This is a genomic window from Rhodoferax sp. WC2427 (genome assembly GCF_040822085.1).
Lineage (GTDB): Bacteria > Pseudomonadota > Gammaproteobacteria > Burkholderiales > Burkholderiaceae_C > Rhodoferax_B.
The window spans coordinates 1,504,925-1,518,106 of record NZ_CP162006.1 but is presented as its reverse complement, the minus strand read 5'-3'; the positions used below and the strand labels follow the sequence as shown (position 1 = coordinate 1,518,106).

Below are 13,182 nucleotides of genomic sequence, written 5' to 3'. Positions count from 1 at the left end.
TGCGGTAATTTTCAACTGGCCCGCACACTCTATTTAGGGCACGCGGGCCAGTTGACTCCTATCAGGCCTTCTTGGCAGCTTCGCGGTAGACCAGCAGCGGCGGCTTGTTTTCGTCGATCGTCGACTCGTCCACCACCACTTTATCCACATTGTGGTTGGTGGGCAGATCAAACATGGTGTCGATCAAGGACAGTTCCAGAATCGAGCGCAGGCCACGCGCGCCGGTCTTGCGGGCCAGCGCCTTCTTGGCGATGGCTTTGAGCGCCGACGGACGGATTTCCAGGTCCACGCCTTCCATGGCCAGCAGCTTGCTGTACTGCTTGACCAGGGCGTTCTTGGGCTCGGTCAGGATCTGCACCAGCGCGTCTTCGCTGAGCTCGGCCAGGGTGGCAACCACCGGCATGCGGCCCACCAGCTCGGGAATCAGGCCAAACTTGATCAGATCTTCGGGTTCGACATCGCGGAACACTTCGGTCAGGCTGCGCTGCGCCTTGCTTTTGACCGCAGCGCCAAAACCGATGCCCGACGACTCGGTACGGTTGCCGATGACTTTTTCCAGCCCGGAGAACGCGCCGCCCAGGATGAACAGGATGTTGGTTGTATCGACCTGCAGGAAATCCTGGTTGGGGTGCTTGCGCCCGCCCTGCGGCGGCACGCTGGCCATGGTGCCTTCGATGAGCTTGAGCAAGGCCTGCTGCACGCCCTCACCCGACACGTCGCGGGTGATGGAGGGGTTGTCTGACTTGCGCGAAATCTTGTCGATCTCGTCGATGTAGACAATGCCACGCTGGGCCCGCTCGACTTCGTAATTGCAGCTTTGCAGCAGCTTGGCGACGATGTTTTCCACGTCTTCGCCCACGTAACCGGCTTCGGTCAGGGTGGTGGCGTCGGCCATGACGAAGGGCACGTCCAGCATACGGGCCAGCGTTTGGGCCAGCAGGGTTTTGCCGGAGCCGGTGGGGCCAATCAGCAAGATGTTGCTCTTGGTCAGCTCGATCTCGTCCTTTTTGGCGGTTTCCTTGTGGCGCAGGCGCTTGTAGTGGTTGTACACCGCCACCGCCAAGGTGCGTTTGGCAACCTCTTGGCCAATGACGTAGTTGTCCAGGTTATTCTTGATGTCGACCGGCGTGGGCAGCGCGGCACCCGCATCGCGGGCTTCGGTGCCTGCGGGCAGTTCATCACGGATGATGTCGTTGCACAGGTCGATGCATTCGTCGCAAATAAACACCGAAGGCCCTGCAATCAGCTTCTTCACTTCATGCTGGCTTTTGCCGCAGAAGGAGCAGTACAGGGTTTTTTCGCTGGAGGAGCCTTTTTTCTCGGCCATGGAGGAATGCCTTTTCAGTCGTTACTGAATGATAACCAAATAAAAACGGCGCTTTCTGTTGCAGAAAACGCCGTCGTGGGGTGTTAACCCGCCTATTTCCAGGCTTAAGTGCGTTTGGCGATGACCTGGTCTACCAAGCCATATTCTTTCGCTTCATTGGCCGACAGCCAGTAGTCGCGCTCCATGTCACGTGCAATCTTTTCCACGGGTTGGCCAGTGCGCTCTGCATAGATCTTGTTCAGTTGCTCACGTGTTTTGAGAATTTCTCGGGCCGAAATCTCAATATCACTGGCCATGCCGCGCGCGCCACCCGAGGGCTGGTGGATCATGACGCTGGAGTTGGGCAGTGCAAAGCGCTTGCCTTTGGCACCAGCGGCCAACAAGAAAGAGCCCATGCTGGCCGACATCCCGGTGCACAGCGTGGATACATCCGGCTTGATGAAGTTCATGGTGTCGAAAATCGCCAAGCCTGCGCTGACCGATCCACCTGGCGAATTGATGTAGAGAGAAATGTCCTTGTCCGGGTTTTCGCTTTCCAGGAACAGCAACTGGGCCACCACCAGATTGGCCATGTAGTCTTCTACCGGGCCCACCAGAAAAATCACGCGTTCCTTGAGCAAACGCGAGTAGATGTCATAAGAGCGTTCGCCACGACCCGACTGCTCAATCACCATGGGCACCAGCCCCAAGGCCTCGGTTTGCAATGAATCGTAAGCGCCGAATGGGACGCTGTCAGCTTGGTTTCTGTACATGAGATGACTCCGAAGGTTGGATAGATGTTACTTTAGACAAAACAAATGGGGCTGGTGCGCAGGAGTTCAATCCACACACCAACCCCATTGAATTAAAAATACAAAACCTTCAGTTCTGACCCATCAGCTCGTCAAACGCAACTGCCTTCTCCACCACTTGGGCTTTGCCCAGGACGAATTCGGTGACATTGCTTTCGATCACGATGGCTTCCACTTCGGCTAGGCGCTGGTTGTCGCTGTAATACCAACGGACCACGTCAGTGGGTTTCTCGTAGCTGGCGGCCAGCTCTTCGATGTGGGCCTTGATCTGCTCGGTGGTGGCTTGCAGCGCATTGCTGCGCACCAGCTCGGCCACAACCAGACCCAGGCGCACGCGGCGCTCGGCCTGTGGGCGGAAGATGTCGTCGGGGATCGGGGCCTTGTCGGCATCCTTGATGCCGCGCTTTTTCAAGTCGGCACGGGCGTTTTCCACCAGGCGGTTCAGTTCGGACTGCACGCTGGAGTTGGGCAAGTCGAGTTCCGACTTGGACACCAAAGCGTCCATGGCGGCTTGCTTGTTGCGGGCCAGCACGCGGAACTTGACTTCGCGCTCCAGGTTCTTGCGGATGTCGGCGCGCAGGCCTTCAACCGTTGCGTCGGCGATGCCGAGGGACTTGGCCAGGGCTTCGTCGACTGCGGGCAGGTGGGCGGCTTCGATCTTCTTCACGGTGACCATGAAGTCGGCTTGCTTGCCAGCCACGTCCTTGCCGTGGTAGTCGGCGGGGAATGCCAACGGGAAGGTGCGGCTTTCGCCGGACTTCATGCCGCGCACGGCATCTTCGAACTCTTTCAGCATCTGGCCTTCGCCGACCAGGAACTGGAAGGCTTCGGCTTTGCCGCCTTCGAAGGTTTCGCCGTCGATCTTGCCTTCGAAGTCGACCGTCACGCGGTCACCGTCTTCGGCAGCGGCTTCGAGCGCGCGCTGGGCAAAGGTACGGCGCTGCTTGCGCAGGATTTCGACGGTCTTGTCGATCGCGCCATCGTCCACAGCGGTGGTGATTTTCTCGACTTCGGCAGTGCCCAGATCGCCGATCTTGACATCGGGGAAGACTTCGAAAATCGCGTCGAAAGCCATTTGGCCTTCGGCCGAGGTTTCGTTTTCGCTGATGCGGGGCTGGCCTGCGACACGCAGCTTGGCTTCGTTGGCGGCCACGGCAAAAGCCTCGCCCACCTTGTCGTTCATGACTTCGTAGTGGACCGAATAGCCGTAGCGCTGGGCGACCACGTTCATGGGCACCTTGCCTGGACGGAAGCCGTCCATCTTGACGGTGCGCGCCATCTTCTTGAGACGGGTAGCCACTTCGTTCTGGATCACATCCACCGGCAGGGACAGCGTGATTTTGCGTTCCAGCTTTTCAAGGGTTTCAACAGTAACAGCCATCTTGGTCTCGGTCTCGTATAAAAAAGTGTGGTGCGCGGGGGGGGACTCGAACCCCCACATCCTTGCGGACGTCAGGACCTAAACCTGGTGCGTCTACCAATTTCGCCACCCGCGCATGTTCAGAACTAACAAACGGTCTTGGTTGTTACGCCAAGACCGTTTGTGTGAAATCGGTCAGCCCGCTATTTTAGCGTGCTCGCAAACCGGTTTCCGTACGGGCTAACCTGGGCCTTAACGTGAAACAACTTTCATGGCCCGGGGTGCTCTGCGCCCCAGTCCATGAAAGTCAGTGCGGGTCGCGCTTGACCCGAAACCACGCCGCGTACATGGCGGGCAAGGCCAGCAGGGTCAGTACCGTGGCCACGATCAGGCCGCCCATGATGGCCACCGCCATCGGCCCCCAGAACACCGAGCGCGACAGCGGAATCATGGCCAGCACCGCCGCCGCCGCCGTCAGTACGATCGGGCGCAAGCGCCCCACGGCCGACTCCACGATGGCATCCCAGGTCGGCACGCCGCGGGCGCGTTCGTGCTCGATCTGGTCGATCAGGATCACCGAATTGCGCTGGATCATGCCCATCAGCGCAATCACCCCCAGCAGCGCCACAAAACCAAACGGGCGGCCCAGCAATATCAACGCCCCGGCCACCCCGGCAATGCCCAGCGGGCCGGTCAAAAACACCAGCATGGCCCGGCTGAAGCTCTGCAATTGCAGCATCAGCAAGGTGAAGGTGAGGAACAGCATGATGGGAATGCCCGCGGCGATGGAGGCAGAACCTTTGCTGCTCTCCTCCACCGCACCGGCCACTTCGATGCGGTACGCCCCCAGGCCTTTGCCCGCCCACTCGGCCTCCAAAGCCCGCAGGGTGGGCAGCAGTTCGTTGGTGACGGTCGCGCCCTGCAGGCCTTCGGTGATGTCGGCCTGCACGGTGATGGCGTAGTCGCGGTTCTCGCGCCACATCACGCCGGGCTCCCACTCAAACACCGGTTTGGCGATCTGCAGCAACGGAATCGACTGCCCGGATGCGGTGGGCAAATAGGCATTGCCGATGTCGGTGATGGCGCTGCGCTCGTCCAGCGGTTGGCGCAGCACGATATCGATGAGCTTGTCGTTCTCACGGAACTGGCCCACGGTGGAGCCTGTCAAGATCACCTTGGCCGCCCGGGCGATCTCCTGGCTGTTGACACCCAGCGCCCGCGCCTTGGATTGGTCCACTTCCAGGCGCATCACCTTGACCGACTCGTTCCAGTTGTCATTCACGCCGCGCGTATTGGCGCTCTTGCGCATCTGGGCCTTGACCTCGTCGGCACGCAACCGCAAGACGGCGGGGTCGGCACCAATCACCCGGAACTGCACCGGGTACGGCACCGGCGGGCCGGTCGACAAGAGTTTGGCCCGCCCGCGCACCTCGGGGAACTCGGTGGCCAGCAAGGTAGGCAGCTTGTTGCGCAAAACGTCGCGCGCCTTCAGGTCCTTGGTCATGACGATCAGTTGCGACACATTGGTCTGCGGGAACACCTGGTCCAGCGGCAGGAAGAAGCGCGGCACGCCCGAACCCACCCAGGCCACCACTGAGCTCACACCCGGCTCCTTCAAAAGACTGGCCTCCACCCGCTTGGCCGAGGCCTCGTTGGCCTCGAACGAGGTGCCCTCGGGGAACCACAGGTCCACCAGGATTTCTGGTCGGCTGGAATCGGGGAAGAACTGCTGCTGCACCTTGCCCATGCCCACGATACCCAGGGCAAAGATCAGCAGGGTCAGGCCAATGGTGATCCAGCGGTGCAGTACGCACCAGCTGACCAACCGGCGAAAACGCTGGTAGAACGGGGTGTCGAAGCTGTCGTGCCCATGGGCTACGGCCTCCCCCACGCCGGGCAGCACCTTGGCGTGCGGCGGGGCCTTGAGCAGCACCACGCCCAGGTAGGGCACGAAATACACCGACACGATCCAGCTCAGCAGCAGCGCCAGCACGGTCACGGCAAAAATCGCAAAGGTGTACTCGCCAGTGGTGGACTTGGCCAGGCCGATGGGCAAAAAGCCCGCCGCCGTGATCAGCGTGCCGGTGAGCATGGGCATGGCGGTGATCTCGTAGGCGAAGGTGGCGGCGCGCACCTTGTCGTAGCCCTCCTCCATTTTGCGCACCATCATCTCTACGGCGATGATGGCATCGTCCACCAGCAGGCCCAGCGCGATGATCAGCGAGCCCAGCGAGATCTTGTGCAGGCCGATGCCCCAGTACCACATGCCCAGAAAGGTCACGCCCAGCACCAGCGGGATGGTGATGCCCACCACCAGGCCAGGCCGCATGTCCAGCGTGTAGCGGCGCCACAGCGGGTTCTTACCGGGCCGCTTGTGCAGGCCCAGGCTGATGAAACTGACCGCCAGCACGATGACCACCGCCTCGATCAGCACGTGGATGAACTCGCTCACCGACGTGCTCACCGTCTTGGGCTGGTCCTGCACCTGCACCAGCTTGACCCCGGCAGGCAGACTTTTGCCAATCTGCAGCGCCATCGCATCCATAGCCTTGCCCAGCACGATGATGTCTCCGCCCTTGGCCATCGACACGCCCAGGGCAATCACTTCCTTGCCCTGGAAACGCACCTTCACGTTGGGTGGATCGGTGTAGCCGCGGGTGATCTCGGCAATATCGCCCAGGCGCAACTGGCCCGCGCCCGCGGTGGTGCTGGTCGCCCCCCGGATCGGCATGGCCCGCAGCTGCTCCACGGTCTGGAACTGCCCGCCCACCCGCACCTGCACCACGTCCAGCGGGGTTTGCACCGCACCGGCACTTTCCACCGCGTTTTGCTGGCCCAGCTGGGTCAGCACCTGGTTCATGTCCAGCCCGAGTTGGGCCAGGCGCTTTTGCGACACCTCGACATAGACTTTTTCGTCCTGCACGCCAAACAGCTCGACCTTGCCTACATCGGGCACGCGCAGCAGCTGCTGGCGCACATCGTCGGCAAACACCTTGAGCTCGGCATTGCTGAAGCCATCCGACTCCAGCGCGTAGATCACGCCGTACACATCGCCAAAGTCGTCGTTGAAGAACGGCCCCTGCACCCCCGGCGGCAGGGTGTAGGCCATGTCGCCGATCTTCTTGCGCACGATGTACCAAAGATTGGCCACATCGCTGCCTTTGCTCGAATCCTTCACCTGGAAGATGATCTGCGACTCGCCCGGCTTGGAATAGCTGCGGATCTTGTCGGCATACGGCACCTCTTGCAGGCTGCGCTCCAGCTTGTCGGTAACCTGCTCGGCCACCTGCTGGGCGGTGGCTCCCGGCCAGAAGGTCTTGACCACCATCACACGGAAGGTAAATGGCGGGTCTTCGTCCTGCCCGAGCTGGAAGTAAGAGGCAAAGCCCATCACCATCAGCACCACCAGCAGGTAGCGGGTCAGCGCGGGGTGGTCCAGCGCCCATTTGGACAAATTGAAGCCTGGCTTGGGCTGGTCAGGGGTATGGGGTTGCGTCATCAGAAACTCACTGTGCAGCGGAGGCGGATACGGCCACGGGCGCCGCTACATTTTCAGTAGCTGCTTGCGCTGGTGCAGGCTGCGATGGAGTCGGTTTTGACTGGTAATAAGAGACTTTTTGGCCTTCGGACAGCACATGCACCCCGGCGGCCACCACCTGCATGCCGGGCTGCAATCCGCTGGCAACCACGGTCTCGTTGCCGTCTGCCGTGGCCAACACCACCGGCTGGGACCGGACCGTCATCGTCGCCGGGTCCACCACCCACACCGCAGTCTTGCCGCTGGCCTCTTGCTTGAGTGCGCTGGTCGGCAGCTTGATGACCGGCGTGCCCACATGGCTCAGCGCCTTGGGCAGCACGCTCACCGTGGTGCCCAGGCCGGGGGCCGTCTTGGCATCGATGGCCACCTTCACCTGGAAGGTGCGGGTCACCGGGTCGGCGCTTGCCGCCACCTCGCGCACCTTGCCCTCCAGCGTAGTCTTGCTGGCCCACACCCGCACTTCCACGGGCGAACCCAGCGTGACCGCCGCCACCCGGTCTTCCGGCACCACAAACACCACGTCGCGCGCGCCGTCGCGGGCCACGCGCACCACGGGTGTGCCAGCGGCCACCACCTGGCCCGGCTCGGCGGCCACGGCGGTGACCACCCCGGCCACATCCGACACCAACTGGGTGTACGCCGTCTGGTTCCCCTGGGACGACAGCTGCGCCTGGGCCTGCTGCACCTGGGCCTGGGCCGACTTGAGGGCGCTGTCACGCTGCTCCAGCTGGGCGCCGCTGATGAAATTCTGCTCTTTCAGCTCTTTGTAGCGCTTGTAGTCGGCGCTGGCCAGATCCCGGTTGGTGGTGGCCGACGCCAGTTGCGCACGGGCCGCGTCGGCGGCCAACTGGTAGTCCTTGGGGTCGAGCTGCGCCAGCACCTGGCCCACCTTGACGCGCTGGCCCAGCTCGGCCTGGCGGCGGATGATCTTGCCGGCCACCCGAAAACCCAGGGCCGACTCGGTCTGCGGGCGCACTTCACCGGCAAATTCCTGGGTCGCCTGCATGCCGCTGGGGGCCACAGTGAGTATCTTGACGGCACGGATTGGCTCAGGCGCAGGCTCAGATTTGGAACATGCGGCTAACAACACCGCCACCCCGAGGCAGCACACGCTGGCACGGAACAGGGGACGCAGGCCGGGCGGCAACGAAAATTGGTAAGACATGGCGAGCCTAAGAAAATAGGACTGGCGCAGCGTCGGCCAGCGGACCAAGGGCTCCGCACCGGGACACTGCAAAAGTCGGAAAAACTACGAAGACAGTAAGAGCGCTTCCAGAACCATTCCATTATTACTGACTCGCCGGTTAGTGAGCTAACCCCCTCCCACCGGCCAAGCGACAATCTCGGCGTGAACGCACCACCTACTTTGAAACAAAATGCTATCCCACAAACCGTGGACCACTATGAAAATTTTCCGGTGGCCTCGGTGCTGTGCCCGGCCCGGCTGCGCCCGCCGATCGCCGCCATTTACTGGTTTGCCCGCACTGCGGACGATATTGCCGACGAGGGCGATGCCCCGGCAGCCCAGCGGCTGGCCGACCTGGCCGCCTACCGCGCCGATCTGGCCGCCGCAGCCGCAGGCCGCAGCACCTCGCAACGCTGGCCCCAGGTGTTCGGTCCCCTGCAGGCCGCCATCGCCACCTGGAAACTGCCCGAGCCACTGCTGGCCGACCTGCTGAGTGCGTTTACCCAAGACGTCATCAAAACAGATGAAAAAGCCGGGTACGCCAACCGCGCCGAGTTGCTGGACTACTGCCAGCGCTCCGCGGCACCGGTAGGCCGCCTGCTGCTGCACCTGTATGGCGTGGATGACGCACCCTCGTTGCAACACAGCGATGCCATTTGCAACGCCTTGCAACTTATCAACTTTTGGCAAGACCTCAGCCTGGACCTGCCACGGGGCCGGTTCTACCTGCCGCAAGACCGCAGCCAGCACCATGGCGTGGATGCCGCCGCCCTGGCCCACAACCCCCAAAGCCCGGCCCTCACCCGGCTGATGCAAGAAAACGTGGCCTGGGCCCGCGCCCTGATGCACAGCGGCGCGCCCCTGGTGCACCGCGTACCCGGCCGCGCCGGATGGGAACTGCGCCTGGTGGTGCAAGGCGGCCTGCGCATCCTGGACAAGATCGAAGCCCTGGGCTGTGCCACCCGCCACAGCCGCCCCACCGTGCGCAAAGCCGACGTCGCCGTGATGCTGTGGCGCGCGCTGTGGATGTAACAATCCTCATCCATATGACCCCTGAGCAATACGTCCAAAACAAGGCCGCGTCTTCTGGCAGCAGCTTCTACTACGCCTTTCTGTTTCTGCCCAAGCCGCGCCGGGCGGCCATCACTGCCTTCTATGCCTTCTGCCGCGAGGTAGACGATGTGGTGGACGAGATCCATGACGCCAGCGTGGCCCGCACCAAGCTGGCCTGGTGGCACAGCGAAGTGGCCAACGCCTACGCGGGCCACCCCACCCATCCGGTGATGAAAGCCCTGCTGCCGCTGGCCGCCGACTACCAGATCGAGCAACGCCACCTGCAGGCCATCATCGAGGGCTGCAACATGGACCTGGAGCAAACCCGCTACCTCGACTTCCCCGCACTGCAGCGCTACTGCCACCTGGTGGCGGGCGTGGTGGGCGAGGTGTCGGCCCAGATCTTTGGCCAGACCGACCCCGCCACCACCCAGTACGCCCACACCCTGGGCCTGGCCTTCCAGCTCACCAACATCATCCGCGACGTGGGCGAAGACGCGCTGATGGGACGCATCTACCTGCCGGTCAACGAGCTGCAGCAGTTCGATGTGAAGGCCCACGAGATCCTGAAGCGCACCTATTCCGACCGCTTCACCGCCCTGATGCGCTTCCAGGCCCAGCGCGCCCACGCCCTGTACGACGAAGCCTTTGCCATGCTGCCCGCTGCCGACCGCCGCGCCCAAAAGCCGGGCCTGATGATGGCCAGCATCTACCGCACCCTGCTGCGCGAGATCGAGGCCGACAACTTCCAGGTGCTGCACCAGCGCGTCAGCCTTACGCCCTTGCGCAAGCTCTGGCTGGCATGGAAAGTCCAGGCGCTCAACAAGCTATGAAAATTGCGGTGGTCGGCGCAGGCTGGGCCGGACTGGCGGCTGCCGTCACCGCCACCCAGGCGGGGCACCATGCTACTATTTTTGAAGCATCTCGTGCCGTTGGGGGAAGGGCCAGGGCCATTTTTGGCACCGAACTCGACAACGGCCAGCACATCCTGATTGGGGCCTACACCGACACCTTGCGGCTAATGCGCACAGTGGGCGTGGATGCCGACCAGGCCCTGCTGCGCCTGCCGCTGACCCTGCTGTTCCCCGATGGCCACGGCCTGCGCCTGCCCAAGCTGCCCGCGCCCTTCGATGCCTTTGCCGGGATCCTGCGGGCACGCGGCTGGAGCTGGCGCGACAAGGCCAGCCTGCTGCACACCGCGGTGGGCTGGCAGCGGGCCCGCTTCCGCTGCCGTGCCGACCAGTCGGTAGCAGCCATGTGTGCCGCACTCACGCCCCGGGTCCACCAGCAACTGATTGAGCCGCTGTGCGTAGCCGCGCTCAACACCCCCGCCGACCGTTCCAGCGGCCAGGTGTTCCTGCGGGTGATCCAGGATTCGCTGTTCGGCGCGCCCGGCGGCTCGAACCTGCTGCTGCCCCGAGTCGATCTGGGGGCGCTGTTTCCTGTGCCTGCCGCGCGCTGGCTGGAAGCCCACGGGGCCATCGTCACGCTGGGGCACCGGGTGCAAGCGCTGCAGCCCTGTGGTACGCAATGGCAAGTGGATGGAGAAATGTTTGATAGCGTGTTGCTGGCCTGTCCGCCGTGGGACGCCATCCGCCTGGTAGAGCACAGCGGCGTGGCAGCAGACGCCTGGTTGGCGCAGGCCCGCGCCCTGCAGTTCGAATCCATCGCCACCGTGTACGCCACCAGCCCTGCCCGGCTGGACCAGCCCATGCTGTCGCTGCGGGGCGGGCCCGCGCAATTTGTGTTCGACCGGGGCCAGCTCGGCGGCCCGGCGGGCCAACTGGCGTTTGTGGCCAGCGCCAGCCAGGGCGACAAACAGACGCTGGAGCAGGCCGTCATCGCCCAGGGCCGTGCCCAGTTGCACCTGCCCGACCTGCAGCCTTTGCGCACTGTGGTGGAAAAACGCGCCACCTTTGCCTGCACGCCCGGCCTGCAGCGGCCCGCCCAGCACATCGCGCCCGGCCTACAGGCCTGCGGCGACTATGTGGACGGGCCCTATCCCGCGACGCTGGAAGGCGCGGTGCGCAGTGGCATCAACGCTGGATCTTGTGGTCGTCGCGCATCGCCTTGATCGTGTCGTGGTTCTGCTGCACGCCCAGCATCTGGCGCTCCACGAGGGAACGGATGTCTAGCGGCAGCGCTTTCTTGAGCGCCTTGCGGTAGCTGCCCAGGGCAATGTCCTCACCGCGCTCGCACTCTTCCAGCATGGCCAGGTCGTTGCCATCGTCGCTGGTCAGCATGTCCCGCACGGCAACCCAGCCGCGGTGCATGGTGCCGCCCACGGTACCGCTGTCCTCGGGCGTGCCGCCCAGGCGCACCACCTCGCTGGCCAGCTCGGCGGCCGAGCGGCCGCAGTCCCGCATGCGCTCGGCAAACACGGCTTGCAGGCTGGGCGTCTTGGTGCGTTCCATGCAGGCCTTGAAACCGTATTCACCGTCGTAACAGGTTTCGATCAGGTCGTTCAGCGTGGCGATCACGTCGTCGTTGTGCATCGGCACCTCGGCATCGTTGGGGCCGCCCACGGGCACGGCCAGGCCACCCAACAGGCCGGGATTGAGGTTGATTTCGTTCGACATATACATGCTCCTTCAGGAATGGGGATGGAATCCGTGCCGCCAGCGGCAGCGCGGCAAGTGGCTCCATCTTCCTGCGGGCGGCGCGGCTTGTACGTCAGCCAAGCCATACCCTGTGTGTAGGAAAAAACGCCGCATGGTGGCGTTCAAAGCACTAGCTATTCAATAGCTGCTTACGCTTATGCACAAAGCGCAGAAGGCACTTTTTACGGGTCATCGTGCGGTGTCCGCCTACCGCGGGGGTTTCAAATCCATCCGGCCTGCAAGCCACTGCACGGGCATGGTGTTGGCTCACTTCAGCTTGATGACGACCTTGCCTTTTGCCCGGCCGGTCTCGACATAGGCCATGGCCTCGTTGGTTTGTTCGAACGCAAACACCCGGTCCACCACCGGGCGGATGGCGCCCGCTTCGATGCACCGGGTGATCTCGCCCAACTGGGTTCCGTCCGCCCGCATGAACAGAAACGAGAAGTCGACCCCCTGGCGCCGGGCCTTGCGCCGGATACCGGCGCTCAAGAGCCGCATCAGCAGCTTCACAAACCCGGGCGCCCCAATCTGCTGGCCGAAAGCAGGGTCCGGCGGCCCGGAGATGGAGATGAGCTGCCCACCCGGCCGGAGCACGCGCAAGGATTTGGCAAGCGTTTTGCCGTCCTGGCTGTTCAGCACCACGTCGTAGCCGTGCAACACATCCTCAAAATCCTGCGCCGTGTAGTCGATGGCGACATCGGCACCCAGGCTTTTGACCAGCGCGAGATTGCTGCTGCCCGTCGTCGTGGCAACCACAGCACCCAGGTGCCTGGCTAACTGGATCGCCATGGTGCCGACACCGCCGGAGCCCGCCTGGATGAAGACTTTCTGCCCCTTCTGCAACCGGGCCCGTTCAACCAGCGCCTGCCAGGCCGTCAATGCCACCAGGGGAATGGACGCGGCTTCTTCCCACGTGAGGTTGGAGGGCTTGCGCGCCAGGGATGCCTCCTTGACCGGCACGTACTCGGCGAAGCTGCCGATCCGAAAATCATCCGCCCGCGCATAGACCTCGTCGCCCGGCGTGAACCGCCGCACGTCCGGGCCCACCTGCACCACCACCCCGGCCACGTCATGGCCCAGGATGAGGGGCAGGCGGTAAGGCAGGATCAGCTTGAACTCGCCGTCCCGGATCTTGGCGTCCAGCAGGTTCACGCCAGCGGCATGCACCTGGACCAGAACCTCGTCGCCACGCAGCTCTGGCTGCGGCACGTCGGCCAGGCGCAAGCCGCCTTTCTGGCCGTACCGATCGAGAACAAATGCTTTCATGGGTTTTCCTTGTGGGTGGTATGGATGAACACGTTTTGGTGCCGCGCCACGCCAAAGC

10 protein-coding genes and 1 tRNA gene are annotated in these 13,182 nt (G+C 63.3%); 3 read left to right on the top strand and 8 right to left on the bottom strand.

Translation table 11 applies throughout. From position 1 onward, the window contains the following. Window positions 1–61: 61 nt before the first annotated feature. The 6 genes from clpX to AB3G31_RS07255 form a co-directional block, all read right to left on the bottom strand. Complete coding sequence (gene clpX, locus AB3G31_RS07280; RefSeq protein WP_315189983.1) at window positions 62–1,327, bottom strand: ATP-dependent Clp protease ATP-binding subunit ClpX; 1,266 nt, start codon at window positions 1,325–1,327, stop codon at window positions 62–64. Window positions 1,328–1,431: 104 nt separating this feature from the next. Continuing rightward, entirely contained in the window at window positions 1,432–2,001 is a 570-nt protein-coding gene (gene clpP, locus AB3G31_RS07275) for an ATP-dependent Clp endopeptidase proteolytic subunit ClpP (protein ID WP_367850307.1), read from the bottom strand. A 187-nt stretch (window positions 2,002–2,188) separates the two neighbouring features. Beyond that, window positions 2,189–3,499, bottom strand: a complete 1,311-nt coding sequence (tig, locus tag AB3G31_RS07270) for a trigger factor (protein ID WP_367849522.1) — start codon at window positions 3,497–3,499, stop codon at window positions 2,189–2,191. Window positions 3,500–3,527: 28 nt separating this feature from the next. After that, a tRNA-Leu gene (locus tag AB3G31_RS07265) sits at window positions 3,528–3,614 on the bottom strand. 171 nt (window positions 3,615–3,785) lie between these two features. Next, on the bottom strand, window positions 3,786–6,977 hold the full coding sequence (locus tag AB3G31_RS07260; RefSeq protein WP_367849521.1) for an efflux RND transporter permease subunit: 3,192 nt from the start codon (window positions 6,975–6,977) through the stop codon (window positions 3,786–3,788). Between the two features lie 7 nt (window positions 6,978–6,984). Then, the gene (locus tag AB3G31_RS07255) at window positions 6,985–8,181 is read right to left on the bottom strand and encodes an efflux RND transporter periplasmic adaptor subunit (RefSeq protein ID WP_367849520.1); all 1,197 of its coding nucleotides are present in this window, start codon (window positions 8,179–8,181) and stop codon (window positions 6,985–6,987) included. Between the two features lie 228 nt (window positions 8,182–8,409). On the opposite strand from AB3G31_RS07255, the gene hpnC reads away from it, so the two are divergent. Genes hpnC through hpnE form a run of 3 tightly spaced genes read left to right on the top strand, consistent with a single transcriptional unit; the run spans window position 8,410 to window position 11,329 of the window. Beyond that, window positions 8,410–9,234, top strand: a complete 825-nt coding sequence (gene hpnC / locus AB3G31_RS07250) for a squalene synthase HpnC (protein ID WP_367849519.1) — start codon at window positions 8,410–8,412, stop codon at window positions 9,232–9,234. Window positions 9,235–9,248: 14 nt separating this feature from the next. Further along, entirely contained in the window at window positions 9,249–10,088 is an 840-nt protein-coding gene (hpnD, locus tag AB3G31_RS07245) for a presqualene diphosphate synthase HpnD (protein WP_367849518.1), read from the top strand. Next, window positions 10,085–11,329 (top strand): hydroxysqualene dehydroxylase HpnE, encoded by a 1,245-nt coding sequence (gene hpnE / locus AB3G31_RS07240; protein WP_367849517.1) that lies wholly within the window; start codon window positions 10,085–10,087, stop codon window positions 11,327–11,329. The genes hpnD and hpnE overlap by 4 nt, the downstream gene beginning before the upstream one ends. Here hpnE and AB3G31_RS07235 read toward each other — a convergent pair. Together AB3G31_RS07235 and AB3G31_RS07230 are read right to left on the bottom strand one after the other, a co-directional pair. After that, complete coding sequence (locus AB3G31_RS07235; protein ID WP_367849516.1) at window positions 11,292–11,834, bottom strand: PA2169 family four-helix-bundle protein; 543 nt, start codon at window positions 11,832–11,834, stop codon at window positions 11,292–11,294. The genes hpnE and AB3G31_RS07235 overlap by 38 nt on opposite strands. Before the next feature lie 288 nt (window positions 11,835–12,122). Next, the gene (locus tag AB3G31_RS07230; RefSeq protein WP_367849515.1) at window positions 12,123–13,124 is read right to left on the bottom strand and encodes an NADP-dependent oxidoreductase; all 1,002 of its coding nucleotides are present in this window, start codon (window positions 13,122–13,124) and stop codon (window positions 12,123–12,125) included. Window positions 13,125–13,182 lie beyond the last annotated feature (58 nt).

Coding starts and splice junctions, on each gene's coding strand:
- AB3G31_RS07235 (WP_367849516.1), bottom strand. CDS start 11,834: ATGTCGAACGAAATCAACCTCAATCCCGGCCTGTTGGGTGGCCTGGCC.
- AB3G31_RS07230 (WP_367849515.1), bottom strand. CDS start 13,124: ATGAAAGCATTTGTTCTCGATCGGTACGGCCAGAAAGGCGGCTTGCGC.
- tig (WP_367849522.1), bottom strand. CDS start 3,499: ATGGCTGTTACTGTTGAAACCCTTGAAAAGCTGGAACGCAAAATCACG.
- hpnE (WP_367849517.1), top strand. CDS start 10,085: ATGAAAATTGCGGTGGTCGGCGCAGGCTGGGCCGGACTGGCGGCTGCC.
- clpP (WP_367850307.1), bottom strand. CDS start 2,001: ATGGTGATTGAGCAGTCGGGTCGTGGCGAACGCTCTTATGACATCTAC.
- AB3G31_RS07255 (WP_367849520.1), bottom strand. CDS start 8,181: ATGTCTTACCAATTTTCGTTGCCGCCCGGCCTGCGTCCCCTGTTCCGT.
- hpnD (WP_367849518.1), top strand. CDS start 9,249: ATGACCCCTGAGCAATACGTCCAAAACAAGGCCGCGTCTTCTGGCAGC.
- AB3G31_RS07260 (WP_367849521.1), bottom strand. CDS start 6,977: ATGACGCAACCCCATACCCCTGACCAGCCCAAGCCAGGCTTCAATTTG.
- clpX (WP_315189983.1), bottom strand. CDS start 1,327: ATGGCCGAGAAAAAAGGCTCCTCCAGCGAAAAAACCCTGTACTGCTCC.